Here is a 24,786-nt window from a genome sequence, read left to right on the forward strand (position 1 = left end):
CGTTCAGGCCGGCCACATCTCGTGCGACGTGTTGAGCGTCTTCATGAGCGGATGCTCGCGCAACCGCGCCCACAGGCGTTCGATACCGGGCCAGGCCGCCCGCGCCATGTCGACGTCGGGATGCCAGGCCACCAGCATGACGAGATAGATGTCGGCCAGCGACATCTGATCGCCGGCGAGCCAGTCGCGGTTGCGCAAGGCTGCATCGACGACGGCAAACCCGCGGTCCATCTCGGCGACCGCCGCCTGTTTCACCGCCTTCGTGCCCTCGGCATCCGTCGTGTAGCGATGGGCGTAGTAGAGCCGCAGCATCGCCGGGTAGAGCACCGAGGACATGAACGCCATCCAGCGCAGGAACTCCGCGCGCGCCGGTTCATCGGCGGTCGGTGCCAGGCCGGCTTGCGGGTGGCGCTCGGCGAGCAGGATGCAGATCGCCGCCGATTCGGTGACCGAGCGTCCGTCCGGCAAGGTCAGCACCGGCACCTGGTTCAACGGGCTGATGGCGAGGAAGGCCGGATCGGGCGCCTCGCTCTTCAGCACGTCGATCTGCTGGAAAGGCGCATCGATCAGCGCCAGCGCCGCCTCGACGACAAAGCCGCCGCTGCCCGGACGCGTGTAGAGCTTGTACATGAAATCCTCCCCCGGCCCGAACCAGGGCGCGCTCGAGATTTGCACCGGAAGCAGGGGCTACTCAAGTCGGGTAAGGACTCCACGGCAGGTTTTTCTGGCTCAGGACGCAAAACAAGCCACGCTAGCGGGCCAGCGCCCCCCTCTGTCCTGCCGGACATCTCCCCCTCAAGGGGGGAGATCGGATGTCACGAACGTTTTCGTCAATTTTGGCGCTGAAGAAAGGACGCGGGGCTGAAACTGCCAATCTCCCCCCTGAGGGCGCTGGCCCGCCAGCGCTGCTGTTCTTGGGTATCGAAGCCTAAGCCCCCAGCCCCTCGAACAGGATCGTCGACAGATACCGCTCGGCGAAATCGGGGATGACCACGACCAGGGTCTTGCCCTTGTTCTCCGGGCGCGAGCCGACGACGATGGCCGCCTGCAGGGCCGCGCCCGACGAGATGCCGACCGGCACGCCTTCGAGGCGGGCGATGAGGCGCGCATTGGCGACCGAATCCTCGTTCGAGACCTTGACGATCTCGTCATAGACCGTGGTGTCGAGGATTTTTGGCGCGAAGCCGGCGCCGATGCCCTGGATCTTGTGCGGGCCGGGCTGGCCGCCCGACAGCACCGGCGAAGCATCCGGCTCGACGGCGACGACATGCAGCGCGGGCTTGCGCTTCTTCAAGACCTGGCCGACGCCGGTGATGGTGCCGCCAGTGCCGATGCCGGCGATGAAGATGTCGATCCCGCCCTGGGTGTCGTTCCAGATTTCCTCCGCCGTCGTCTTGCGATGGATCTCTGGATTGGCCGGGTTTTCGAACTGCTGCGGAATGATGGCGTTGGGGATCGTCGCGGCCAGTTCGTCGGCCTTGGCGATGGCGCCCTTCATGCCTTTCGGGCCTTCGGTCAGCACCAGCTCGGCGCCGAGCAGCGCCAGCATCTTGCGGCGCTCGACCGACATCGTCTCCGGCATGGTCAGGATCAGCTTGTAGCCCTTGGCGGCGGCGGCGAAGGCGAGCGCGATGCCGGTGTTGCCGGATGTCGGTTCGATCAGCGTGGTCTTGCCGGGGGCAATCTTGCCGGCCGCTTCCAGCGCCTCGATCATCGCCACGCCGATACGGTCCTTGACCGAGGCGATCGGATTGAAGAATTCGAGCTTGGCGACCAGATTGGCGACGATGCCCTTCTCCTTGGCGAACTTGTCGAGCCGTACCAGGGGTGTGTCGCCGATCGTGTCGGTGATGGAATCGTAGATACGGCCGCGGCCGGGTACGCGGGCTGAAGTGACGGGCTTGTTCATTGGTTTCGCTCCCTGGATTTCAGGCAATTGGCAGTAGCCGACAGAATAGGGCTTTCAACCGCGCAAGATAGGCTGCGGCTGGAAAATATCCGAGTGGGGCGCGTGCTGAAAACGCCTGGCCCTCGGAAAAGCATTTCCCGAAACAGCCGGGGCAGGGAATGGTTTGGCCGAAACGACCTACTGACGAGCGGCGATCGCCGCCGCTGCGCCAACCATGAAGGCGCCGGCGGTGCGGTTCAGCACCTTCAGCGCGCGCGGCGACTTCAGGAACCAGCGCGCCTTGGCCGCCAGCGCCAGGTAAGGCACCAGCACGACGAACAGGACGACGACCGTCAGCGCGACGAGAATGCCGTAATCGGCAAGCGTGATCGTCTTCAGGTCGACGATGGTCGGCGTGATGGCGAGGTAGAAGATCATCGTCTTGGGGTTGCCGAGCGTCACGGTGAGGCCGGCGACGAAGCTCGACAGCAAGCCGCCCTTTCCCTTCCTGGCTTCGATGGTTTCGGGTGTGATGCCGGCGGTCCAGAAGCGCCAGCCGAGGAAAGCCAGGTAGGCGACGCCGGCCCATTTGATGGCCAGGAAAACCATGCCGAATTCCTGCGCGACGAAGGCGAGGCCCAGCACCACGGCGGTCAGGTAGGTGAGATCGCCCAGCATGAGTCCGAAGGACATGGCCAGCGACGAGCGAAAGCCCGAGCCCAGCGCACGCGCGACCAGCGCGGTGATGCCGGGGCCAGGAATGGCGGCGGCGATACCAAGAGCGGCGCTATAGGCGAAGAATCCGGTGAGGGTCATTGGCGTTGGCGTCCAAGGGCGGTCGCGCCCGTTGTCGCATGAGGCGGCCTCCAGGAGAACGCCCTGAGCGCGGGATTCGCTTGCACCAGACGGCAATGGCCCGGTTCGCAAGCAAGGGTCAGGAGCGGTCGCCACTATAAGTCACGCGCCAGATCGTGCCGTTGCCGTCCTCGGAGACGATCAAGGATCCGTCGCCGGCCGCCGCAACGCCGACCGGGCGGCCCCACACCTCGCCATTGGAAACGACGAAGCCGGTCATGAAATCCTCGTATTCGCCGGTTGGCTTGCCGTCCTTGAACAGAAGCCGGACCACCTTGTAGCCGGTCCTGTTGCCGCGGTTCCACGAACCGTGCAGGGCAACGAAGGCGTCGCCTCGATACGCCTGGGGAAAGCCGGTGTCGGCGGGCAAATCCTTGCCATCGTAGAAGGCGATGTTGAGCGGCGCCGAATGCGCCTGCATCAGCACGTCGGGACTGTCAGCCTTGCCGGCGAGATCGGACCGCTCGCCCTTGTGGCGCGGGTCCTCATTGTCGCCGATATAATACCAGGGCCAGCCATAGAAGGCGCCTTCCCTGACCGATGTCGCGTATTCGGCGGGCACATTGTCGCCGAGCCCGTCGCGCTCGTTGACGACACACCATAGCGCGCCGGTCGCCGGCTGGACGGTCATGCCCGAACAGTTGCGCAAGCCGGTGGCGACTGTGCGGCCGTTCTTGCCGTCGGGATCGAAGGCCCGGACCTCGGCCCGGCCCGCCTCGGAACCCCAACTGGCGCCGAGCGGCTTAGCCTTGACCCAGGAGTCGAGCCCGCCCCTGGGCCTCTTGCCCATGTCCTCGGCGACATTCGAGCCGGAGCCGACGGAAAGATAAAGTGTCTTGCCGTCGGGCGAGAAGGCGATGTCGCGGGTCCAGTGGTGGGTCGAAGGAATGTCGGCGACGATGGTTTGCGGCTCGCCCGAGGCCTTCAGGTCGCCATTGCCGTAGGCAAAACGCACGATGCTGTCGCTGTTGGCGACGTAGACCCATTGCGGGTCCTTGCCAGGGGGATAGAAGGCAATGCCATAGGGCCGGTTGAGACCGCCGGCAAAGATGCTTTTCTCCGCGGCTTTCGCGCTGCCCTTTGCCAGGCGATAGACCCGAACCTGGTTGGCCTTGCTGTCGGCAACGAACAGGTCGCCGTTGGGTGCGATGCGCACGACGCGCGGATTGTCGATCCCCGAGGCGATTAACTCGGCCGAAAACCCCGGCGGCAAATGCGGCTTTGCGTCCGCCGGCATGTCGATCACGCCGGCGCTGTTGGACGCGGATTTGGTGACATAGGGTTTCGGCAGGTCTTCCCGCTTGATCAGCCGGCGCACGCCGGGCCTGTCGGCGCTCCAGTCGCCGAAGGCGGCCGGGCCTTTGAGCACAGGCTGGTCGGCTTGCTGGGCCAGCGCCGCGGTCGTGACAAACAGTGCGGACATCGCCAGTCCGGCCAATCGCATCACTTCCTCCAATCCGTCATGAAGGAAAGCAACGATCGGTTTGCCCGTGGGTTCCGTTGCGCACGATGCGCAAAACCTCTCGGATCATGTCCCGGCTGCGTAAAAATCGTCGTCCAGGCGTTTTTCCAATTCAACGAGATCGGCCGGCAATGGCAGGCCCATGGCGCGCATCTCGCGCAGTTTTTCGCGCAGCTGTTCCTGAATTTCGTGCTGGTCCTCCGGCTGGTTGACCATCTCCTCGAGCAACAGACTGATCTGGGCCTTGAACGATTCCAGCGCCATTCTTTTTCTCCTTTGCAGCCTGTCTGGATTTACGGTCCCGCCAGGAAAGTCGTTCGCGGTCGAATTCCGGCATGGAAGCCAAGGCAATAATTCCTGGATTCCTTACCTCAGCATGCGGGAAATCAGCTGTGCCGTATAATCCACCATCGGCACGATGCGGGCATAGTTCAGCCTTGTCGGGCCGATGACGCCGAGCGCGCCGACGACGCGGGCGTCCTTGTCGCGATAGGGCGCCACCACCAGCGACGAGCCCGACAGCGAGAACAGCTTGTTTTCCGAGCCGATGAAGATGCGCACGCCCGATCCCTGCTCGGCGAGGTCGAGCAATTGGATCAGCCCGTCCTGCGTCTCCATGTCCTCGAACAGGTGGCGCAAGAGTTCGATGTCGGCCTGGGCGGTGACGTTTTCCAGCAGATTGGCGCGGCCGCGCACGATGAGCCGCGCCGGCAGGCCGCTTTCGGCCCCCGCCCACACCGCAAGCCCCTTCTCGACGAGGTCCTGCGACAGCGTGTCGAGGGCGGCTCTCGTCTCTTCCTTGATGCGGGCGATCTCGGTGCGCGCCTCGGCCAGCGTGCGGCCACGGATATGCGCATTGAGGAAATTCGAGGCCTCGTGCAGTTGCGAGACGGTGATGCCGGCGGGCAGCTCGACGACACGGTTTTCGACATCGCCATTCTGCGATACCAGCACGGCAAGCGCCTTGGTCGGCTCCAGCTGGATGAATTCGATATGCTTGAGCGCCACCTCGTTCTTGGCCGCCAGCACCAGGCCGGCGCCGCGCGACATGCCCGACAGCATCTGGCTGGCCTCGGTCAGCATATGCTCCAGCGTCGCGCCGGAGCCGGAGGCCCGCACCTGCGCCTCGATGGTGCGGCGCTCCTCGTCGGAGAGGTCGCCAAGCTCCATGAAGGCATCGACGAAGAAACGCAGGCCAGCCTGGGTCGGCAGGCGCCCGGCCGAGATGTGCGGCGCGTAGATCAGCCCGAGATGCTCGAGGTCGCTCATCACGTTGCGGATGGTGGCGGGCGACAGCGAGGACGGCAGGATGCGCGACAGGCTGCGCGAGCCCACGGGTTCGCCGTCCCGCAGATAGGAATCGACGATGCGCCGGAAGATGTCGCGCGAGCGCATGTCGAGCGACTGAAGAGCCAGCGACTGCGAGGCGGGATCGACTGCCTTGGTCATTCGGCTAAAAACCTCCGGTTCAAGGATATAGACTTCGGTGGGCCGCGCGCAACCCGGTGTCTGTGTCGGATCGCTCGGCCATTTTCCTTTGCGCCATGGGCTTGGTGGGGCTACAAGCCGGCCACGATTCAAAAAATGACAAGAAAGCAGGCCGAATGCGCCCCTCCAAACGCCAATTCGACGAAATGCGCGCCATATCCTTCGAGCGCGGCGTCTCCAAGCATGCCGAAGGCTCGTGCCTGGTGAAGTTCGGCGACACGCATGTCCTGTGCACCGCCAGCCTTGAGGAAAAGGTGCCTGGCTGGATGCGCAATTCCGGCAAGGGCTGGGTGACGGCCGAATATGGCATGCTGCCGCGCTCGACCGGCGAGCGCATGCGCCGCGAGGCCTCCGCCGGCAAGCAGGGCGGCCGCACGCTGGAGATCCAGCGGCTGATCGGCCGTTCGCTACGCGCCGTGGTCGACCTGCAGGCGCTGGGCGAACAGCAGATCACCGTCGACTGCGACGTCATCCAGGCCGATGGCGGCACCCGCACCGCTTCGATCACCGGCGGCTGGGTGGCGCTGTATGACTGCCTGCGCTGGATGGAAGCGCGGCAGATGGCCAGTGTTTCGAAAGTGCTGAAGGATCATGTCGCGGCAATTTCCTGCGGCATCCATGACGGCCAGCCGGTCATCGATCTCGACTATATCGAGGATTCCTCGGCCGGCACCGACGCCAATTTCGTCATGACCGGCAAGGGCGGCATCGTCGAGATCCAGGGCACCGCCGAGGGCGAGCCTTTCTCCGAAGAGCAGTTCGCGGCCTTGATGGGCCTGGCCAAGAAGGGCATTTCCCGGTTGGTCAGCCTGCAGCAGATGGCGGTGGCTTAGTTTATTCATGCGGAGCCTGGGCACCCCCCTCTGCCCTGCCGGGCATCTCCCCCGCAAAGGGGGAGATCGGATGTTGTCGAGAGCTTCGCCAATAATCAGCATAGAATACCATGAGCCGGCGCTCACGCCGCCAATCTCCCCCCTTGCGGGGGAGATGGCCGGCAGGCCAGAGGGGGGTGCCTCCTGACTCCCTCTGCCATTCTTGAATCCGCCCTCTACGTCACCGACCTCGCTGAAGCAGAGGTCTTCTACACCGATATCCTCGGCCTCACTCTCCTCGGCAAGGTCGACGGCCGCCACCTTTTCTTCCGCTGTGGCCCGGGCGTGCTGCTGATCTTCAACGCCGAGGCGACCAAGATTCCGCCGGCGTCCGATGCGCGGCTGAAGGTGCCGCCGCACGGCACGGTCGGCGAAGGCCATCTGTGCTTTGCCGCAAACGCCGCTGAAATCGACGGCTGGAAAGCCCATCTCTTGGCGAAGAAAATCGCCGTCGAAAGCGAATTCGAATGGCCGCAAGGCGGCCGTTCGATCTATATACGCGACCCTTCGGGCAATTCGATCGAGTTCGCCGAGCCGAGAATCTGGGGCCTTTGATGCATTCGCCAAACCTCCATACGCTTGATGGCAAGAAGATCGTCGTCGCCAGCCACAATGAAGGCAAGCTGCGCGAATTCGCCGAGCTGATGGGGCCGTTCGGTTTCGAGGCGAAATCGGCCAAGGCGTATGGCCTGCCCGAACCGGACGAAACCGGCACCACCTTCGAGGAAAACGCCTACATCAAGGCCTTTGCCGCCGCAAAGGCGACTGGCCTGCCGGCACTCTCGGACGATTCCGGCCTCTGTGTCGACGCGCTCGACGGCGCGCCCGGCGTCTATACCGCGAACTGGGCCGAGACTCCGGACGGTTCGCGCGATTTCGCCATGGCCATGCAGCGCACCGAAGTGGCGATGCAGGAAGTCGGCGCGGCCACGCCCGAACGGCGCACGGGCCGCTTTGTCGCCGTCATCTGCCTCGCCTTTCCCGACGGCGAGGCCGAATATTATCGCGGCGAGGCCGAGGGCACGCTGGTCTGGCCGCCGCGCGGCGAGCTCGGCTTCGGCTACGATCCGGTGTTTTTGCCCAATGGCTTCGACAAGACCTTCGGCGAGATGAGCGCGGAGGAAAAGCACGGGTGGAAACCCGGCCAGGCGACGGCGCTGTCGCACCGCGCCCGCGCCTTCCAGAAATTCGCCCAAGCCCGGCTTGGTTCGGTGAGGCCTGGCTCGACATGATCGGACCCGGCACCACCATGGCGCTCGACCGCGGTCCCGGCTTCGGCGTCTATGTCCATTGGCCGTTCTGCGCGGCCAAGTGCCCCTATTGCGACTTCAACAGCCATGTCCGCCACCAGCCGGTCGACCAGGAGCGCTTCGCCGCCGCCTTCGAGGCCGAGTTGGCGACGATGCGCCAGCGCACCGGGCCACGCGAAGTGACCAGCATCTTCCTCGGCGGCGGCACGCCGTCGCTGATGAAGCCGGAAACCGTGGCCAGGGTTCTGGACGCCGTGGCCAGGAATTGGACAGTGCCTGACGGCATCGAGGTGACGCTCGAGGCCAACCCGTCCTCGGTCGAGGCGGAGCGGTTTCGCGGTTACCGCGCCGCCGGTGTCAACCGCGTCTCGCTCGGCGTGCAGGCGCTGAACGACAAGGATTTGCGCTTTCTCGGCCGGCTGCACAATGTAAGCGAAGCCTTGCACGCCATCGGGCTCGCGCGCGAAATCTTTCCGCGCCTGTCCTTCGACCTGATCTATGCGCGGCCTGGGCAGACGCCGGAGGATTGGCAGGCGGAACTCGAACAGGCGATCGGCCATGCCGCCGACCACCTGTCGCTCTACCAGCTGACCATCGAGGAAGGCACGCCCTTCCATGCGCTGCACGCGGCGAAGAAATTCGTCGTTCCCGACAACGACCACGCCGCCGATCTCTATGCACTGACGCAGGAAATCACGTCGGCGCACGGCCTGCCGGCCTACGAGATCTCCAACCACGCCAGGCCGGGGGCCGAGAGCCGGCACAATCTGACCTATTGGCGCTACGGCGAATATGTCGGCGTCGGCCCCGGCGCGCATGGCCGCTTCGTGGAGAACGGCCACCGTGTGGTGACCATCGCCGAACGGATGCCGGAGACCTGGGCCAATCTGGTCGAGGCCAAGGGCCATGGCATCACCGGCGGCGAGCTGCTGACGCGCTCCGAAGAGGCGGACGAATTTCTTTTGATGGGGCTGAGGCTCGCCGAAGGCATCGACCTCTCGCGCTACGAGGCCTTTTCCGGGCGCGAGCTGTCGAGCGCTCGCCTGTCGGTGCTGCAGGGCGAGGGCCTGGTGGCGCCGATCGGCAACGCCCGCCTGCGCGCCACGCCGGCCGGCATGATCGTGCTCGACGCCGTGGTGGCGGACTTGGCGCGCTAAACCTTGAAAAACGTCCTCTTCGTCTGCAGCCAGAACCGCTTGCGCAGCCCGACCGCCGAACAGGTGTTTTCCACGCGGCGCGACATCGAAGTCGCCTCGGCTGGCACCAATCATGACGCCGACACGCCGCTGACGCACGAGCTCGTCGGCTGGGCGGACATCATCTTTGTCATGGAGAAAACCCACCGGACGAAACTGCGGAAGCAATTCAAGGCCAGCCTGAAGGCGGCCAAGGTGATCTGCCTCGATATCCCCGACGATTATGAATTCATGGACCCGGAGCTGATCGCGCTTCTGAAGGCGCGCGTGTCCCGGTATCTGGACTGAGCGCTTGCGTTCGCCCCTTCGCCTTTGGCCGAACACCGTTGACCCCGAAGCCCATCTGCCCGAATTGTAGCCCCCGATCCTCCCGGCTCCGGACGTCATGGCCACACGCGAACCACCCAAACCCACGGACGCCCCGCTCACCTTCGCGGTGCTGGTGTTCCCCGGCTTTCCGATGATGGCGTTCAGTTCCGTCATCGAGCCACTGCGCGCCGCCAACATACTGGCGAAGCGGGAATGCTACCGCTGGATCATCGTCGGGGCGACCCAAGGGACGGTCGAGGCCTCGAACGGCGTCGTCATCCAGCCAGGCTTTTACGCCGAGGCAGCGCCCAAGGTCGACCGCATCGTGGTCTGCTCGGGCGGCGACGCCGACCATCTCGTCGCCGAGGACGCCGCGAGCTGGATCCGCCGCAGCCTGCGCGCCGGCGCTCATATCGGCGCGGTCGCGGACGCGGCGTTCTTCCTCGCCCGCGCGGGCCTGCTCGACGGCCATGCCTGCACCTTGCACTGGACCAGCCAGGCCGCCTTCACCGAGGCGTTCCCCAACATCGAGCTGCGCCGCGATCTCTACGTCATCGACCGCAAGCGTTTTACCTCGGCCGGCGGCGTCGGCAGCCTCGACATGATGCTGGAGATCGTCACCCGCGACTACGGCGCCGAGCTTGCCGCGGGCGTCGCCGAATGGTTCGTGCACAGCCAATTGCGCTCGAGCGTCGACCGCAAGCTGATGCCGCTGCGCCTGCGCACCGGCGTGCAGAACGAGCTGGTGCTGTCGGCCATTGCCATCATGGAAGACGCGGTGGAGGAGAAGCTCGGCATGGCCGAGCTGACGGCGAAGCTCGGCGTTTCCTCCGACAAGCTCGAGCGCTCCTTCCGCTCCGAACTCGCCATCTCGCCCAATGGCTATTACCGACGGCTCAGGCTGAAACGCGCCGCCGACCTGCTGGCGCATTCGACGCTTGCCGTGCGAGACGTGGCGCTGGCCTGCGGCTTTGCCTCGATGTCGAGCTTTGCCCGGGCTTTTCGAGAGGAGCATGGCCATGCGCCGAAGATGGCGAGAAGGCATTAGGGCGAGCGTTGACGCGGGAGGCGTTGGCGGGACAGCGCCCCCTCTGTCGTGCAGCGGTATCCCGCACAACCCACGCGGTTTTCCGCACAATTGCCCCGATCCTCCTGCGCCATGCTCTGGCCCTACACCCAGCCAAAGGCCAGACACCATGAGCATCGTCGTTTTCGACCCCGACAGCACCGAGGACGTTGACTTCAAGGACCGCATGCGCCACCCGGCGGCGGCCGATCCGGCCGGCGGCATGTGGCTGTCGGACACCGAGCCGTCCTTCATCGATGCCGATGCCCTGCGCAAAGGCCGGCTCAACAAACTGCGCGGCTGGATGCGCGAGGCCGGCTATGGCGGCGTCGTTTTGTTCGACCCCTACAACCAGCGCTATGCCACCGGCTCACGCAACATGTTCGGCTATTTCCTGCGCAACTCGACCCGTTATTTCTTCATTCCGACCGACGGTCCGATCGTGCTGTTCGAATATCCGCAGAGCTACCATGTCTCCATGGTGCTCGACACGATCGACGAGGCGCGTCCTTCCAAGCTCGTCTGGTCGTCGGTCTCGGGCCGCGACGACGAGACCGCCGGTCCCTTCGCCGACGAGATCGCCGAACTGCTGAAGCAGCATGGCGGCGGCTCGATGAAGCTGGGGCTCGACCGGTGCAGCCATCTGCAGGCGCTGGCGCTGGAGAAGCGCGGCTGCGAGGTCCGCGATTGCCAGGGCGAGATCCTGGCGGTGCGCGCCGTCAAGACGCCGGAGGAAGTCAAATGCCTGCAGGTATCGATGGCCGGCGCGGAAGCGGCCGTCTATGCGGTGCGCGAGGCGATCAAGCCCGGCGTTTCCGAAAACGATCTGTTCGCCATCATGTATGGCGAGGTCATCCGCCAGGGCGGCGAATTCATCGAGACGCGGCTACTGACCTCGGGCCAGCGCACCAATCCCTGGTTCAACGAGGCCAGCGGCCGCAAGATCAGGCCCGGCGAATTGCTGGCGCTCGATACCGACACGATCGGCTGTTACGGTTATTATTCGGATTTTTCGCGCACCTTCCGCTGCGGGCCGGGCAGACCGACGCCTTATCAGAAATCGCTCTACCGCATGGCGCACGATCAGGTTCAGCACAATATTTCGATCGTGAAGCCCGGCATGGCGTTCCGCGAGATCGCCGAGAAGGCGTGGAAAATTCCGGACCGCTTCGTCGACCAGCGCTACACCTCGGTCATGCACGGCGTCGGCATGCATGGCGAGACACCGTTCATCGCGCATGCCATGGATTACGAGACCTATGGCCGTGACGGCCATATCGTGCCAGGCATGGTGGTGAGCGTGGAAAGTTATATTGGCGAGAAGGGCGGCCGCGAGGGCGTCAAGCTGGAGGACGAAATCCTGATCACCGAGACCGGCACCGAGCTTCTGTCGCGCTTTCCGTATGAGGATGAGTTTCTGGAGAAAGAGATTTGATGGTGGTCTCCGCCGCTGGCCTACACGCGGTACTGCCAGCATTCGAGATTAGCCGCCACGCCTCTCGCTTCGTCATCCTAGGGCGGAGCAAGGAGCGAAGCGACGCGGCGCAGACCCTAGGATCCGCTCCGCGACACAGAAGCGCAGCAATGGTCCGAATTCTGCTCCGTTGCACCAGTCGATCAACGTCACGGCATGGATCCTCGGGTCTCCGCGACGGAGCTTCGCTCCTGCTCCGCCCGTGGATGACGAAGGTGGGGAGGCGCCGGCCAATCGCCAGGGCCTGCGCCAGCGCGCTGAAAGGAACCGTGTTGGCCCGGACCCTATCCGCATGAAAGCCCCCATTTCCATCCGCCCCGACACGGTGGCCGCTGTGTTCATCGACCTGCAGGAAGAGCACCGGCGGGACAAGCGCTACCTCGTCGAGGGCTATGAAAAGATCCTCGCCAACGTCCAGCGCCTGCAGGCGGCGGCGCGTCAAAACCATGTGCCGCTTCATCACTGGGCCTATATCGTCGATCTCGACAGCCAGGACCGGCCCTTTCATCCGGTCGGCGAAGACGGCAAGTCGGCCTTTTCCGACAAGAGCGATCCGCTGACCGAAATCTGCCACGAGGTGGCGCCGGCGAATGGCGAGGCGCTGCTGATCAAGGCCGAGGCCAGCGCCTTCCGCTCCGGTCCGGCTGGCGACCGGCTCAAGGCTTCCGGCATCGAATGGCTCGTCATGGCTGGCGTGTGGACCGAGGCCTGCATCGACGCGTCGGTCAGGGATGCCGTGGCAAGGGGCTTTCGCGTGCTTTTGGTCAAGGATGCCTGCGGCAGCGGCAGCGCGGCCATGCACCAGACCGGCATCCTCAACCTTGCCAACCGGCTCTATGGCGGCGCGGTTACCGACACCGACGGCGCCTGCCGGCTGCTGGCCGGCGAGCCGGTCACCGTCTGGCAGGTCGAAGGCTCGGTACCCCTGCGCTTCACTTTTGAAAACGCCGCCCGTCTGTATGCCGAGCTTTGACGTACCCCTCGGATTGAAATGACCAGCCGCGGCAAATACGGACCATGGCTCGACCCGGCGCTCTGGGCCTATATCGACAGCGTCAACGCCTGGTACCCGCCGGAGATTGCCGGCCTGCCGATCGACAAGCAGCGCGCGGTCTATGCCAGGATGTGCCGGGCCTTCCACCAGGGCCGACCGCCCGGGGTCAAGGCCACCGACAGCCTGGTCGGCGCTTCGAACCATGATGTCCCGGTTCGCCGTTACCGGCTCGCCGGCTCCACACCGCGTGCGACAGTGCTCTATTTCCACGGCGGCGGTTTCATCCTCGGCGGGCTCGAAAGCCATGACGACATCTGCGCCGAAATCTGTGCCGGCACCGGCTTCGACGTTGTGTCGGTCGATTACCGGCTGGCGCCCGAGCATCTCCACCCCGCCGCCTTCGACGATGCGCTGGTGGCTTTGGAATGGGCGGCGGCGACCAGCGAGCCGCCGCTCGTGCTCTGCGGTGAAAGCGCGGGCGGCAATCTGGCGGCGGCGGTGGCACAGGCCACGCGTCGCCATCCGCGCGCCGCGATCGGCCAGGTGCTGATCTATCCCGACCTCGGCGGCAACGAGGCGATCGGCTCCTACGTGGAACACGCCGATGCGCCGCTGCTGTCGACAAGCGACGCCGCCTTCTACCGCGACGTCCGCTCAGCCCGGAAGCAATCGCCCGGCGATCCGACCTTCTCGCCGCTGCGCGACCGCGACTTTTCCGACCTGCCGCCAACGGTGATCATCACGGCCGAATGCGATCCGCTGTCGTCGGACGGCGAAGTCTATCGCGACCATATCCTGGAGGCCGGCGGCAAGGCCTGGTGGCACGAGGAGCCCCGCCTCGTGCACAGTTTCCTGCGCGCCCGCACGACCGTGCCGGCCGCGGCGGAGGCTTTTGCACGCATCATCGCGGCCGTTGCCGCGCTGGGCCGGGGGGAATGGCCCTACTGAGACCACTCCTCGGACGGCTTTATGAGGACAGCGCCTGGGCTGCTTCCTGGGGGGAGGTTTTCAGCCACAGCGCCTTTTCGCCGAGCGTCGCGACCATGGCAGCGTGCGCCGCGCGCTCCGCTTCGGTCAGGCGGGGCAGCAGCGGCGCCGGACGCTCGGCAACGATGATCTCGATATGCCTGACATTGTTGCCGCCCTGGGCCGGCGCGGTGGCGCTGTCGAGGATCAATGCGGCCTGCTTGCCGCCGATCAGCTCGATATAGACTTCTGCCAGCAATTCGGAATCGAGCAGGGCGCCGTGCTTGGTGCGCTTGGTATTGTCGATGCCGTAGCGCCGGCACAGCGCGTCGAGCGAATTGGGTCCCATCGGGTGCTTGCGGCGCGCCAGGGCCAGCGTGTCGACGACAAGCCCGTTATCGACAGGCGGGTGGCCGAGCCGCCCGAATTCGACATTGAGGAAGCCGATATCGAAGGTGGCGTTGTGGGCGACCAGCTTGGCGCCTTCCGTGAATTTCAGCCATTCCTCGGCAATTTCGGCGAAGCTCGGCTTGCCCGCGAGATCGGCCGCGCTGATGCCGTGCACGGACTGCGCCTCGGCATGGATCGCGCGGCCTTGCGGGTTGATATAATGATGGAAGGTCCTGCCGGTCGGAAAGCGATTGACCAGCTCGACGCCGCCAAGCTCGATCACGCGGTCGTCACGCGAATCGAGGCCGGTGGTTTCCGTATCGAAAATGATCTCACGCATCGAATCAGGTCGCTCCTGGGAGCAGAATCGCCAGACCGGAACAAAATGGCAATGGGCAATGCTGACGGCCTGCCGTCAGCAGCCCGACTTATCCTTGATTTCGGCAACAATCGAAGCAACCGCCGCACGCGCGGCGGCCAGCCCCTCGCCGGTGTCGATGACGAAATCGGCCAGCCGGCGCTTTTCGGCATCCGGCACCTGCCTCGCCAGAATCGACGCCAGTTTTTCCTCGCTCATGCCGGGCCGCGCCAGCACGCGCTGGCGCTGGACTTCGGCCGGCGCCGTCACCACGACGACCTTGTCGACGCGGCCACGGCCGCCGGTTTCGAACAGCAGCGGGATGTCGAGGACCACGAGCGATTCGCCCGCTTCACGATGCCTGGCCAGGAAGGCATCGGCATCGGCACGGACCAGCGGGTGGATGATGGCTTCGAGTTTTTTCAGCGCCGCGGCATCGCCGAGCACGCGAGCGCCGAGTTTTGCGCGGTCGACGCTTCCGCCAACCGTGGTGCCGGGAAAGGCGGCCTCGACCAGCGGGGCCGCCTTGCCGGCATAGAGGCGGTGCACCGTCTCGTCGGAATCATGCACCGGAACGCCTGCCTCGGCGAACATCCTGGCCGTGGTCGACTTGCCCATGCCGATCGAGCCGGTGAGGCCGAGCACGATCATGATTTCGGCACTCGGGATTTGGGCACCAGATCGGCAACGATGAGTGCGCGCAGTTCAGCCGTCACCTTCGGCCTGACGCCGAACCAGCGTTCGAAGCCGGGCACCGCCTGGTTGAGCAGCATGCCGAGCCCGTCGACCGTCTTCAGCCCCCGTGCCCGCGCGGCAGCGAGCAGTGGGGTCTCGAGCGGCACATAGACGATGTCGTTGACCACGGCGTGGGCGGGCAGACCCCTGGGGTCGGCGGCCAGATCCCCGTTGCCCTGCATGCCCAGCGCCGTGGTGTTGACCAGCAGGCCGGCGTCGCGCAGCAATTCGCCGGTCGCCGCCAGGGGATGCGCGGACACCCCGGCGCCAAAGCGGTCGCGCAATTCGATTGCCCGGGCGAGCGTGCGATTGACGATGCGGATATCACGGAGGCCGCGCGCCTTCAGCGCATGGATGACGGCACGGGCGGCCCCCCCGGCACCCAGCACCACGGCCGGGCCGTTGGCCGCCCAGCCCGGAGCGTGGTCGTCGAGATTGGCGGCAAAGCCATGGCCGTCGGTGTTGCCGCCCCACAAAGTGCCGTCCTCGAACCAGAGCGTGTTGACGGCGCCGATCTCGTCGGCCGCATGGTCGCGGCGCGCGACCCCGGCAAAAGCCGCCTCCTTGTGCGGGATGGTGACGTTGCCGCCACGATAACCGTTTGCCTGCAGCGTCGCCAGGAATTCGGCGAAGTTTTCGGGCGCGACATCGATCGCCTGATAAGTGCCGTCAATGCCGTGCTTGGCCAGCCAGTGACCGTGGATCTTCGGCGAGCGCGAATGTTTTATGGGGTGGCCGGTGACGAAGGCCTTTTTCGGGGTTTCAGCCATCGATGGCTCCCAGTGCGCGCAGCTCCGCCAGCAACGGCAGCAGCGGCAGGCCGACAATGGTAAAATGGTCGCCTTCGATTTTTTCGAACAGCTGGATGCCTTCGCCCTCGACCTGGTAGGCGCCGACACTCGACAATGCCTTGACGCCGACCCGGGCCAGATGCCGGCCGATGAAGGCGGGGTCGAGCTTGCGCATGGTCATCGAGGCGATGCCGACATGGCCCCACAGCACCTTGCCGTCGCGCACCAGAACGGCGGCGCTGTTGAGCTGATGGGTCTTGCCCGACAACGCCAGGAGATGGCGGCGCGCGCCCTCCATGTCGGCCGGCTTGTGGAAGACCTCGTCACCCAAGGACAGCGTCTGGTCGCAGCCAAGCACCAGTGCCCCGGGCCGGCGCTCGCTGACTTCGGTGGCCTTGGCTTCGGCGAGCACCAGGGCGACGTCCTCGGGCGAGGCGCCGCTGTCCTGCAACGGCGCCTCGAGCGCCCGCTCGTCCAGCGTCGCGGGAACCGCCTCGATGTCGACACCGGCATCGACCAGCATCGCCTTGCGGAACGGGCTGCCTGAAGCGAGGATGATTTTTTCTGTCATTTTGCACTCGGGCGCAGACACAGGCGCGGTTGGAGTGTGAGCTGTTTTACTTTGTAAAGTTAGCGCCGCCCCTCATTGTCCTGCCGGACATTTCTCCCCGTATAGAGACGGGGAGAAAGGGCAGCTTCAACGCGGGCCCTCTTTTCGGCCACGCTGGTGATTGGCGAAGCCATCGATGACAGGCCCCCTCTCCCCGTCTCTATACGGGGAGAGGATGCCGGCAGGCAGGTGAGGGGCGGCGCTAACCTTCCGCGGCAAGCCTCGGAAAACCTCTTGGCTGATCTATCGCGTCTTCCCCCGCAGGGCAACGATCGCCGCCGCCGTTTCCTCGATCGAGCGGCGGCTTACGTCGATCATCGGCCAGCCGTGGCGGGTGCAGATCTGGCGGGCATAGGCGAGTTCCTCGTTGATGGCGGCGCGGTCGACATACTCGGTTGGCACATAGGTGCTCGAATTGCCGAGGATGCGGTTCTGGCGCACATGCGAGATGCGCTCGGCGGTGGCGATCAGCCCGACGACCAGCGGCGCCCTGGCGTTGATCAGGCTTTCTGGCACCGGCACGCCGAGCACGATCGGTATGTTGGCGGTCTTGATGCCGCGGTTGGCGAGATAGATGCTGGTCGGCGTCTTCGAGGTGCGCGATATGCCGATCAGCACGACATCGGCGTCATCCATGTTTGCCGGCAGCTGGCCGTCATCATGGTCCATGGTGAAGTTGAGCGCATCGATGCGCCGGAAATATTCGGCGTCGAGAACATGCTGGGCGCCGACGCGGCGGCCGGCCGGCGTCCCCAAATAGGACTGGAAGACCGTCAGCACCGGCTCCAGCACGGACACGCAGGGCAGGCCCATGGCCGCGCAGCGTTCGTCGATGCCGCGTGCCAGCTTCTGGTCGACCACCGTGTAAAGGATGATGCCCGGCTCCTCCTCTATGTCCTCGAAGACCTTGGCTATCTGCTTTTCGGTGCGGATGAGCGGGTAGATGTGCTCGATGGCGCGTGCATCCTTGTATTGCGCTGAAGCCGCGCGGCCGGCGGCGAGCAGGGTTTCGCCCGTGGCATCGGAAATCAGATGCAGGTGGAAGAAGCTCTGGGGTTTGTTCACAGGGATCACCTGGGGCTGTGGGCGGATGTGGATAAGATCGGACGGGCCGACGGGCCGGCCGGAGGCGACTGTATCAGATGCCGGTTTGTCCACAATTCGGTGCGCTGTCAGCTTCTCCTGGCGGCTGGGGACAAGTCCGTGGACGAAGCATTTTGCCTTTTGCTCGTCCACAGGGCAGGTCTCGAGAGCATCTGACCTAGCGCATTGACTCCAGTGGCGGATTCCTGATTGTCCCCAGAACCCTGCCAGCCGCGATCGGGAGTGCGCGACAATATGCTTGCTGGCGTTTTGGTGGCCAAAGCGGGACAGGTGACAACCACCACAACCAACAGACTCTTAGAATCAGAAGACTCTTTAAAAATAAGATATTTGATTAAGAGGAAGCCGGGAGAGGCGAGCGCTCGATGCCTGCAAGACGGATCATGCTGGATGTGCTGAAAGGCGAGGCGGTGTTTCCTCCTCCGCTCTGGATGATGCGACAGGCCGGGCGCTATCTGCCGGAATATCGTGAGACGCGAAGACGGGCCGGCTCGTTCCTTGATCTCTGCTACGATCCCGAGCTTGCCGTGGAAGTGACGCTGCAGCCGATCGAGCGCTTTGGCTTCGACGCTTCGATCGTGTTTTCGGACATCCTTGTCGTTCCCCATGCGCTTGGTCGCGACGTGCGCTTCGAGGAAGGGCGTGGGCCGCTGCTGACGCCGATTTCGGCGGCCGAGATTCCGGCGCTGGAAAGCGATGTGTTTCACGTGAATCTCGAACCGGTCTACGAGACGCTTCGCCGGCTGCGGGCGAAATTGCCCGACGAGACGACGCTGATCGGCTTTTGCGGCGCGCCGTGGACGGTGGCGACCTATATGATCGCCGGCCACGGCACCCCGGACCAGGCACCGGCGCGGCTGTTCGCCTACCGCGCGCCGGCGGCGTTTCGGCAGCTGCTGAAAGTGCTCGCCGACCATTCGGCGTCCTATCTGATCCGGCAGATCGAGGCCGGGGCGGATGTCGTGCAGATTTTCGATTCCTGGTCGGGGGTGCTCGACGATGCCTCGTTCGAACGCTTCTGCGTCGAGCCGGTGGCCGAGATCGTCAGGCAGGTTCGGGCGGTCCATCCCGATGTGCCGATCATCGGTTTTCCCAAGGGCGCCGGCGCCCGCTACCAGAGCTATCGCGAGAAGACCGGCGTGACGGGACTGGGCATCGACTGGACGGTGCCGCTGGAGGCCGCGAAGGCGTTGCAGCGGCAAGGCGCCGTCCAGGGCAATCTCGATCCCTTGCGGCTGGTCGCCGGCGGGCAAGCGTTGGCCGATGGCGTCGAGGCGATCCTCCAGGCGCTGGGGAATGGGCCGCTGGTCTTCAATCTCGGCCACGGCATCACGCCGGAGACGCCGGTGGCGCATGTCGAGGCGATGGTGAAACAGGTTCGGAGCGCGGCACGCTGATGGCTGACAGAGATAACACCAACAGCACCGGCCAGGCGATGAAGCGCATGGTCGTTGGCATCGCTGTCCTGATCGTTCTCACCGCGCTTTTGTTTTTCTTCGCGCCGGAAAGCTTCTACCCCTGGGCAAAGGCGATCCATATCCTCGCCGTCATCTCCTGGATGGCCGGGATGCTTTATCTGCCGCGGCTGTTCGTCTATCACGTCGATGCGCAGAAAGGCTCCGTGCAGTCGGAGACTTTCAAAGTGATGGAGCGGCGCCTGCTGCGCGGCATCATCAATCCGGCGATGATCCTCACCTGGGTGTTCGGGCTGTGGCTGGCCTGGAAGATCTTTGCGTTCCAGGGCGGCTGGTTGCATGCCAAGATCGGCCTGGTGCTGATTTTGTCGGGCATTCACGGCTATCTGGCCGGCGCGGTGCGCAAATTCGCCGAGGACCGCAACGAAAAGCCGGCAAGGCACTGGCGGATCGTCAATGAGATCCCCACATTGCTGATGATCGCAATCGTGATCCTGGTCGTCGTGAAGCCCTTCTGAGGCTTCATCGGACCCGCTCAAAAGGCGGCTTGCTCTTTCAGCCGACCGACGATACAAGACGGGTCTTCCTTCCCGTCATGCGCCGCCCGTCATTGCTTTCGGCCGCGCCCGGCATTTGTCGCATCCCGCCGATCTTTCCCCCAAAGCCTACCCAGAGTCCGTCTAATGCAAGAAATGAAACTCACCGAGTTCAAGAACAAGAAGCCGCCAGAGCTGATCGCTTATGCCGAATCGCTCGAGGTCGAGAACGCCAGCGTCATGCGCAAGCAGGAACTGATGTTCGCGATCCTGAAGAAGCTCGCCGCCCAGGACATCGAGATCATCGGTGACGGCGTGGTCGAGGTGCTGCAGGACGGTTTCGGCTTCCTGCGCTCCGCCAATGCCAATTATCTGCCAGGTCCCGACGACATCTACATCTCGCCGTCGCAGATCCGGCGCTTTTCGCTGAAGACCGGCGATACGGTCGAAGGGCCGATCCGCAGCCCGAAGGAGGGCGAGCGCTATTTCGCGCTGCTCAAGGTCAACACGATCAATTTCGACGATCCCGAGAAGATCCGCCACAAGATCCACTTCGACAATCTGACGCCGCTCTACCCGACCTCGCGGCTGAAGATGGAGGTCGACAATCCGCCCGGCAAGGACATCTCGCCTCGCGTCATCGACCTGGTGGCGCCGATCGGCAAGGGCCAGCGCGCGCTGATCAACGCACAGCCGCGCACCGGCAAGACGGTGCTGTTGCAGAACATCGCGCACTCGATCACCGCCAATCATCCGGAATGCTACCTGATCGTGCTGCTGATCGACGAGCGGCCCGAGGAAGTCACCGATATGCAGCGTTCGGTCAAAGGCGAAGTCATCTCCTCGACCTTCGACGAGCCGGCGGTGCGCCACGTCCAGGTCGCCGAAATGGTCATCGAGAAGGCCAAGCGGCTGGTCGAGCACGGCCGCGATGTGGTGATCCTTCTGGATTCGATCACTCGCCTGGGCCGCGCCTACAACACCGTCGTGCCGTCCTCCGGCAAGGTGCTGACCGGTGGTGTCGACGCCAATGCGCTGCAGCGCCCGAAGCGTTTCTTCGGCGCCGCGCGCAACATCGAGGAAGGCGGCTCGCTCACCATCATCGCCACCGCGCTGATCGACACCGGCAGCCGCATGGACGAAGTCATCTTCGAAGAGTTCAAGGGCACCGGCAACTGCGAAATCCAGCTCGACCGCAAGGTGGCGGACAAGCGCATCTATCCGGCCATCGACATCCTCAAATCCGGCACCCGCAAGGAAGACCTGCTGGTGTCGCGCCAGGACCTGCAGAAGATCTTCGTGCTGCGCCGCATCCTGGCGCCGATGGGAACCACCGACGCGATCGAGTTCCTGATCGACAAGCTGAAGCAGACCAAGACCAATGGCGATTTCTTCGATTCGATGAACACGTAATCGAGGCGCGGCAGAGCCTTATCTTCGTCATCCTCGGATCAAGCCCGAGGATGACGAATCACTTTCGCCGCAACAATCCTTCCAATTCGTCAACATCCGTAACCACCGGCAGGCAGACCTGGCCGGTGCACAACCAGGCGCCGTGCCGGTTGGTCGGAGGCAGGATCCCGCCGGGGAGCAAGGGTCGATTCGCCGCCGTACCGATTGGCACGACGATATCGACGCGACGCGGATCCGGGTTTCGATTCGCCACCGGAATGAGCTTCGGATCCTCCAGGCCGTCGACGATGACCAGTTTCAGCGGCTCGAGGGCAAGCGCGCAGGCATTGACGATTCCCGTCTGGCCATAGGCCTGGTGCGCAGCGCGGCCGGCGGCATGCTCGGCCGTTTTCCACGCCTTCTCCTGCAAGTCGAGGTTGCCGGTAATAGAAGCCAGCCGGACCTGCGCCTCGATGATCTGGCTGGTGGCCGACAGGATGGCCTCGTCGACATCGCCCCGGATGCGGATCGGCACGTCGGTGCTGTCCGAGGCAGTCAGATAATAGCCCGTGCCTTCCACGTCGGCGTGCCAACGGTCGAGCTGTCCAAGGAACTGGCTGGCCTGCTCGACATAGCTCCAGTCCTCAGTGGCCTCGAACAGCGAGATCGCCGCGTTGGCCATGGCGGCATAGTCGCTCGACAGTGCGGGAAACAGTTTCCGGACGCCAAGCATGGAATGCGGCAAGCGACCGTCGCGGCCGGCTTTGCCGATATGGGCAAAGGCCTTGGCCGCGGCCTCGATCCAATCCGGCCGCGCCAGCGAACGACCCGCCTCGGCAAGGGCGGCGATCATCAGGCCGTTCCAGTCGGTAAGGGTCTTTGCGTCCAGGCCCGGCCTGACGCGTTGTTCCCGGACAGCGAGAAGCCTTGCCTTGAGCGGGACAAGCCGTTCCCGGTCGGCAACACCAAGCGCCTGCTGGGAGAGGGTCTGATGGAGCACCGGCTTGCCTTCCCATCCGGGCGGGCTGGAAAGGGTGAAGTAGTTGAAAAACAAGGCTGAATCGTCTCCCAGAACAGATTCGACCTCCTCCCTGCTCCAGGTGTAGAACAGGCCTTCCTCGCCATCGCTATCGGCATCGAGGCTGGCGGCGAAGGCGCCGCCTTCGACACGCATTTCGCGCAGCAGCCAGTCGACCGTGTCCTCGATTCGGACCCGGAACAAATCATTGCCGGTCGCCGCGAGGGCCCAGTTGCAGAAGCGGATGAGCTGCGCATTGTCGTAGAGCATCTTCTCGAAATGCGGCACCAGCCATTCGGCGTCCGTCGAGTAGCGGCTGAGCCCGCCGCCAATGTGATCGTAGATGCCGCCGCTCAGCATATGCTCGAGGCTGACGAGGACGTCGTCGCGATGCGCGGCATTGCCGTCCCGCAGCCAGGACAGCCACAGCGTCTGCATGAACGGCGCGTTCGGGAATTTCGGCGCGCCGGCGAGCCCGCCGCGGTCGCGGTCGATCATGCCACTGACGCGGCCGGCAAGGTCGGACAGCATATCGCGATCGAGAAGTGCCTTGGAATGCGTGGCCGAGAGCCGCGCCTCGACATGCGAGGTCAGGCCGTCGGCGCTCTGGTGCAGGCTTGCCCGCTTCTCGCGCCATGCCTTGTCGACCGCTTCCATCACCTGGATGAACCCCGGACGGCCATAGCGCGGCTCGCGCGGGAAATAGGTGCCGCCCCAGAACGGCTTGCCGTCGGGGGTCAGGAACATGGTCAGCGGCCAGCCGCCCTGCTCGCCCATCGAGGACAGGGCCGCCATATAGATCTGGTCAATGTCGGGTCGCTCCTCGCGGTCCACCTTGATATTGACGAACAGACGGTTCATGACGGCGGCGACATCGTCGTTCTCGAAGCTTTCATGGGCCATGACATGGCACCAATGGCAGGCGGCATAGCCGATGGAGAGCAGGATAGGCCTGTCCAGCGCCTTTGCCTCTTCCAGCGATGCCGGTGACCATCCCCGCCAATGTACGGGGTTGCCGCTGTGCTGCTGCAGATAGGGGCTGGCCTCGTCGGCAAGCAGGTTTTGCGCGGGCAATGTCACAATGGCCAACTTTCAGGAGCAATCCGGGGCGGTGATGAAGCGAAAGCTAGGGCGGTTCGGTAGAGCGGGCAAATGATTTCAGGCGATTCGATCGTGGCGCTGTCGAGCGGCCGGCTTCCGGCCGGAGTCGCGGTGCTGCGCATATCCGGCCCGCAGACTCGATTCGTGATCGAAACGATCGTTGGCGGCATGGTTAAGGCGCGGGCTGCGGTTCTGCGGAGATTCAGGGCTCCGGATGGAACCGTGCTCGATAACGGCTTGGTTCTGTTCTTTCCCGGTCCGGCGAGCTTCACCGGCGAGGATGTCGCCGAGTTCCATGTTCATGGCGGGCGCGCCGTGGTGGCCAGGATGCTGGAAACGATCGCTGATTTCGACGGCGTCAGGCATGCCGAGCCCGGAGAATTCACGCGCCGCGCCTTCTTCAACGGCAAGGTCGATCTGGTCGAGACGGAGGCGCTGGCCGACCTAGTCAATGCTGAAACCGAGGCGCAGCGGCGTTTTGCCATCCAGAACGCCGGGGGCGCGCAGAGCGCGCTCTACCTCGGCTGGCGTCGGCGCCTGATCCATGCGCGGGCCATGATCGAGGCCGAGATCGACTTCGCCGATGAAGACGATGTACCGGGTTCCGTTTCGGATACGGTTTGGTCCGACGTGAGGTCGATGATATCGGAGATCGACCGCCACATTGCCGGCTTCCATGCCGCCGAGATCATCCGCGACGGCTTCGAGGTCGTCATTCTTGGCGCGCCCAATGCCGGCAAGTCCAGCCTGTTCAATGCCTTGGCGCGGCGCGATGCCGCTATTGTAACGGATGAGCCCGGCACCACCCGAGATTTGCTGGAGGTGGTGCTGGATCTCCGGGGCTTGCGCGTTAGGTTGACCGACACGGCCGGGTTGCGGGAAGCGCCTGGCAAAATCGAGGCGATCGGCATCGAGAAGGCAAGAGCCAAGGCGGATTGCGCCGATCTGCTGCTGCTGCTCGAGGACGCCGCGGACCCCAAGGACGCCGGCCCGCTGCCAATGTCGACACCGGCATTGCGCGTCGGCACCAAGCTCGACCTGCTCGGTAAGGGAGCGACCCAGGATGCAGCTGGGCTCTACGAGTTTGGTATATCGGTGGTCGACGGGACGGGTGTGGATGGATTGCTGGCGGAGATCGGTCGCCGCGCTGCCGAGGCGGCCGGCGTTAGCGGCGATGTGCTGCCGTCACGGCTACGCCATGTCGAGTTGCTCGACGCGGCGAACCGGCATCTGCACCGCGCCGCCGATGAACGCATGCCTCAGGAATTGCGCGCCGAAGAGCTGCGCCTGGCAGCGGATCGCCTGGGACGGATAGTGGGTGCGGTGGAGGTCGAAGACTTGCTCGACGTGATCTTTTCCCAGTTCTGCATTGGAAAATGACTCACGTGAAACATTATGGCTGCCGAAGCTCGTGTTGACTCACGTGAAACAATCAAACGGTGAAACGCCGCTAGAAGCGGGGTTTGGCTGTTTCACGTGAAACGCCTGCGTGGAAGTTTTCTTGACAGTCCCGCCT

At 64.5% G+C, this 24,786-nt stretch carries 25 protein-coding genes; 13 read left to right on the forward strand and 12 right to left on the reverse strand.

The annotated features are described in order from the left end of the window. Nucleotides 1-3: 3 nt before the first annotated feature. The 6 genes from FJ543_RS17325 to hrcA form a co-directional block, all read right to left on the reverse strand. Complete coding sequence (locus FJ543_RS17325; protein ID WP_140876091.1) at nt 4-630, reverse strand: glutathione S-transferase family protein; 627 nt, start codon at nt 628-630, stop codon at nt 4-6. A 298-nt stretch (nt 631-928) separates the two neighbouring features. Continuing rightward, a complete protein-coding gene (cysK, locus tag FJ543_RS17330) occupies nt 929-1,909 on the reverse strand; it encodes a cysteine synthase A (RefSeq protein ID WP_140618137.1) in 981 nt (326 codons plus the stop codon). 177 nt (nt 1,910-2,086) lie between these two features. Next, a complete protein-coding gene (locus tag FJ543_RS17335) occupies nt 2,087-2,704 on the reverse strand; it encodes a LysE family translocator (protein WP_140876093.1) in 618 nt (205 codons plus the stop codon). Between the two features lie 118 nt (nt 2,705-2,822). Further along, on the reverse strand, nt 2,823-4,187 hold the full coding sequence (locus FJ543_RS17340; RefSeq protein ID WP_181173991.1) for a sorbosone dehydrogenase family protein: 1,365 nt from the start codon (nt 4,185-4,187) through the stop codon (nt 2,823-2,825). A gap of 84 nt (nt 4,188-4,271) precedes the next feature. Further along, complete coding sequence (locus FJ543_RS17345) at nt 4,272-4,469, reverse strand: hypothetical protein (RefSeq protein WP_015314792.1); 198 nt, start codon at nt 4,467-4,469, stop codon at nt 4,272-4,274. Between the two features lie 102 nt (nt 4,470-4,571). After that, entirely contained in the window at nt 4,572-5,654 is a 1,083-nt protein-coding gene (gene hrcA / locus FJ543_RS17350) for a heat-inducible transcriptional repressor HrcA (RefSeq protein WP_015314793.1), read from the reverse strand. Between the two features lie 155 nt (nt 5,655-5,809). On the opposite strand from hrcA, the gene rph reads away from it, so the two are divergent. The 9 genes from rph (at nt 5,810) to FJ543_RS17405 (ending at nt 13,802) form a co-directional block, all read left to right on the forward strand. After that, nucleotides 5,810-6,526 (forward strand): ribonuclease PH, encoded by a 717-nt coding sequence (rph, locus tag FJ543_RS17355; protein ID WP_015314794.1) that lies wholly within the window; start codon nt 5,810-5,812, stop codon nt 6,524-6,526. A 183-nt stretch (nt 6,527-6,709) separates the two neighbouring features. Next, nucleotides 6,710-7,120: a VOC family protein gene (locus tag FJ543_RS17365; RefSeq protein WP_140876099.1), complete on the forward strand. Its 411-nt coding sequence runs from the start codon at nt 6,710-6,712 to the stop codon at nt 7,118-7,120. Then, nucleotides 7,120-7,797, forward strand: coding sequence for an RdgB/HAM1 family non-canonical purine NTP pyrophosphatase (gene rdgB / locus FJ543_RS17370; protein WP_140876101.1), 678 nt, complete (start codon nt 7,120-7,122; stop codon nt 7,795-7,797). Before FJ543_RS17365 ends, rdgB begins: the two co-directional genes overlap by 1 nt. Beyond that, nucleotides 7,794-8,972: a radical SAM family heme chaperone HemW gene (hemW, locus tag FJ543_RS17375; RefSeq protein ID WP_140618144.1), complete on the forward strand. Its 1,179-nt coding sequence runs from the start codon at nt 7,794-7,796 to the stop codon at nt 8,970-8,972. The genes rdgB and hemW overlap by 4 nt, the downstream gene beginning before the upstream one ends. A gap of 3 nt (nt 8,973-8,975) precedes the next feature. Beyond that, entirely contained in the window at nt 8,976-9,299 is a 324-nt protein-coding gene (locus tag FJ543_RS17380; RefSeq protein ID WP_015314798.1) for a low molecular weight protein tyrosine phosphatase family protein, read from the forward strand. A gap of 97 nt (nt 9,300-9,396) precedes the next feature. Beyond that, the gene (locus FJ543_RS17385; RefSeq protein ID WP_140876102.1) at nt 9,397-10,368 is read left to right on the forward strand and encodes a GlxA family transcriptional regulator; all 972 of its coding nucleotides are present in this window, start codon (nt 9,397-9,399) and stop codon (nt 10,366-10,368) included. A 148-nt stretch (nt 10,369-10,516) separates the two neighbouring features. Next, complete coding sequence (locus tag FJ543_RS17390; protein WP_140876104.1) at nt 10,517-11,821, forward strand: Xaa-Pro peptidase family protein; 1,305 nt, start codon at nt 10,517-10,519, stop codon at nt 11,819-11,821. A gap of 331 nt (nt 11,822-12,152) precedes the next feature. Further along, nucleotides 12,153-12,833, forward strand: coding sequence for an isochorismatase family protein (locus tag FJ543_RS17400; protein ID WP_140876106.1), 681 nt, complete (start codon nt 12,153-12,155; stop codon nt 12,831-12,833). Nucleotides 12,834-12,851: 18 nt separating this feature from the next. Continuing rightward, nucleotides 12,852-13,802 (forward strand): alpha/beta hydrolase, encoded by a 951-nt coding sequence (locus FJ543_RS17405; protein ID WP_140876107.1) that lies wholly within the window; start codon nt 12,852-12,854, stop codon nt 13,800-13,802. A 19-nt stretch (nt 13,803-13,821) separates the two neighbouring features. On the opposite strand, the gene dnaQ is transcribed toward FJ543_RS17405, so the two are convergent. The 5 genes from dnaQ to FJ543_RS17435 form a co-directional block, all read right to left on the reverse strand. After that, nucleotides 13,822-14,550 carry a DNA polymerase III subunit epsilon gene (gene dnaQ, locus FJ543_RS17410; RefSeq protein ID WP_140660362.1) on the reverse strand — a complete coding sequence of 243 codons (729 nt, stop codon included), beginning with the start codon at nt 14,548-14,550 and terminating at the stop codon, nt 13,822-13,824. Between the two features lie 75 nt (nt 14,551-14,625). Beyond that, nucleotides 14,626-15,219 (reverse strand): dephospho-CoA kinase, encoded by a 594-nt coding sequence (coaE, locus tag FJ543_RS17415; protein ID WP_140876109.1) that lies wholly within the window; start codon nt 15,217-15,219, stop codon nt 14,626-14,628. Beyond that, nucleotides 15,216-16,073 carry a shikimate dehydrogenase gene (locus FJ543_RS17420; RefSeq protein WP_140876111.1) on the reverse strand — a complete coding sequence of 286 codons (858 nt, stop codon included), beginning with the start codon at nt 16,071-16,073 and terminating at the stop codon, nt 15,216-15,218. Before FJ543_RS17420 ends, coaE begins: the two co-directional genes overlap by 4 nt. Then, a complete protein-coding gene (locus tag FJ543_RS17425; protein ID WP_140876112.1) occupies nt 16,066-16,665 on the reverse strand; it encodes a Maf-like protein in 600 nt (199 codons plus the stop codon). The genes FJ543_RS17420 and FJ543_RS17425 overlap by 8 nt, the downstream gene beginning before the upstream one ends. 282 nt (nt 16,666-16,947) lie before the next feature. After that, the gene (locus tag FJ543_RS17435) at nt 16,948-17,769 is read right to left on the reverse strand and encodes a pyruvate, water dikinase regulatory protein (protein ID WP_140719574.1); all 822 of its coding nucleotides are present in this window, start codon (nt 17,767-17,769) and stop codon (nt 16,948-16,950) included. Nucleotides 17,770-18,173: 404 nt separating this feature from the next. On the opposite strand from FJ543_RS17435, the gene hemE reads away from it, so the two are divergent. The 3 genes from hemE (at nt 18,174) to rho (ending at nt 21,172) form a co-directional block, all read left to right on the forward strand. After that, nucleotides 18,174-19,205 (forward strand): uroporphyrinogen decarboxylase, encoded by a 1,032-nt coding sequence (gene hemE / locus FJ543_RS17440; RefSeq protein ID WP_140876114.1) that lies wholly within the window; start codon nt 18,174-18,176, stop codon nt 19,203-19,205. Further along, entirely contained in the window at nt 19,205-19,741 is a 537-nt protein-coding gene (gene hemJ / locus FJ543_RS17445) for a protoporphyrinogen oxidase HemJ (protein ID WP_140719578.1), read from the forward strand. Before hemE ends, hemJ begins: the two co-directional genes overlap by 1 nt. A 165-nt stretch (nt 19,742-19,906) precedes the next feature. Next, nucleotides 19,907-21,172 (forward strand): transcription termination factor Rho, encoded by a 1,266-nt coding sequence (gene rho, locus FJ543_RS17450; RefSeq protein WP_015314810.1) that lies wholly within the window; start codon nt 19,907-19,909, stop codon nt 21,170-21,172. 58 nt (nt 21,173-21,230) lie between these two features. Here the strand turns inward: rho and FJ543_RS17455 are convergent, their stop codons facing one another. Next, entirely contained in the window at nt 21,231-23,249 is a 2,019-nt protein-coding gene (locus FJ543_RS17455; RefSeq protein ID WP_140876213.1) for a thioredoxin domain-containing protein, read from the reverse strand. Between the two features lie 72 nt (nt 23,250-23,321). Between FJ543_RS17455 and mnmE the strand changes: the two genes are divergently transcribed. Continuing rightward, nucleotides 23,322-24,650 (forward strand): tRNA uridine-5-carboxymethylaminomethyl(34) synthesis GTPase MnmE, encoded by a 1,329-nt coding sequence (mnmE, locus tag FJ543_RS17460; protein WP_140876116.1) that lies wholly within the window; start codon nt 23,322-23,324, stop codon nt 24,648-24,650. Nucleotides 24,651-24,786: the final 136 nt, after the last annotated feature.

This window comes from Mesorhizobium sp. B2-5-7 (assembly GCF_006440875.1).
GTDB lineage: Bacteria > Pseudomonadota > Alphaproteobacteria > Rhizobiales > Rhizobiaceae > Mesorhizobium > Mesorhizobium australicum.

Bases quoted from the DNA above. Each gene is read 5' to 3' on its own strand.
- FJ543_RS17420 (WP_140876111.1), bottom strand. From the start codon at position 16,073: ATGGCTGAAACCCCGAAAAAGGCCTTCGTCACCGGCCACCCCATAAAA.
- FJ543_RS17340 (WP_181173991.1), bottom strand. From the start codon at position 4,187: ATGCGATTGGCCGGACTGGCGATGTCCGCACTGTTTGTCACGACCGCG.
- dnaQ (WP_140660362.1), bottom strand. From the start codon at position 14,550: ATGCGTGAGATCATTTTCGATACGGAAACCACCGGCCTCGATTCGCGT.
- hemJ (WP_140719578.1), top strand. From the start codon at position 19,205: ATGGCTGACAGAGATAACACCAACAGCACCGGCCAGGCGATGAAGCGC.
- FJ543_RS17390 (WP_140876104.1), top strand. From the start codon at position 10,517: ATGAGCATCGTCGTTTTCGACCCCGACAGCACCGAGGACGTTGACTTC.
- rph (WP_015314794.1), top strand. From the start codon at position 5,810: ATGCGCCCCTCCAAACGCCAATTCGACGAAATGCGCGCCATATCCTTC.
- coaE (WP_140876109.1), bottom strand. From the start codon at position 15,219: ATGATCGTGCTCGGCCTCACCGGCTCGATCGGCATGGGCAAGTCGACC.
- rho (WP_015314810.1), top strand. From the start codon at position 19,907: ATGCAAGAAATGAAACTCACCGAGTTCAAGAACAAGAAGCCGCCAGAG.
- FJ543_RS17345 (WP_015314792.1), bottom strand. From the start codon at position 4,469: ATGGCGCTGGAATCGTTCAAGGCCCAGATCAGTCTGTTGCTCGAGGAG.
- FJ543_RS17400 (WP_140876106.1), top strand. From the start codon at position 12,153: ATGAAAGCCCCCATTTCCATCCGCCCCGACACGGTGGCCGCTGTGTTC.
- hemE (WP_140876114.1), top strand. From the start codon at position 18,174: ATGCCTGCAAGACGGATCATGCTGGATGTGCTGAAAGGCGAGGCGGTG.
- hrcA (WP_015314793.1), bottom strand. From the start codon at position 5,654: ATGACCAAGGCAGTCGATCCCGCCTCGCAGTCGCTGGCTCTTCAGTCG.
- hemW (WP_140618144.1), top strand. From the start codon at position 7,794: ATGATCGGACCCGGCACCACCATGGCGCTCGACCGCGGTCCCGGCTTC.
- cysK (WP_140618137.1), bottom strand. From the start codon at position 1,909: ATGAACAAGCCCGTCACTTCAGCCCGCGTACCCGGCCGCGGCCGTATC.
- FJ543_RS17405 (WP_140876107.1), top strand. From the start codon at position 12,852: ATGACCAGCCGCGGCAAATACGGACCATGGCTCGACCCGGCGCTCTGG.
- FJ543_RS17385 (WP_140876102.1), top strand. From the start codon at position 9,397: ATGGCCACACGCGAACCACCCAAACCCACGGACGCCCCGCTCACCTTC.
- mnmE (WP_140876116.1), top strand. From the start codon at position 23,322: ATGATTTCAGGCGATTCGATCGTGGCGCTGTCGAGCGGCCGGCTTCCG.
- rdgB (WP_140876101.1), top strand. From the start codon at position 7,120: ATGCATTCGCCAAACCTCCATACGCTTGATGGCAAGAAGATCGTCGTC.
- FJ543_RS17325 (WP_140876091.1), bottom strand. From the start codon at position 630: ATGTACAAGCTCTACACGCGTCCGGGCAGCGGCGGCTTTGTCGTCGAG.
- FJ543_RS17335 (WP_140876093.1), bottom strand. From the start codon at position 2,704: ATGACCCTCACCGGATTCTTCGCCTATAGCGCCGCTCTTGGTATCGCC.
- FJ543_RS17425 (WP_140876112.1), bottom strand. From the start codon at position 16,665: ATGACAGAAAAAATCATCCTCGCTTCAGGCAGCCCGTTCCGCAAGGCG.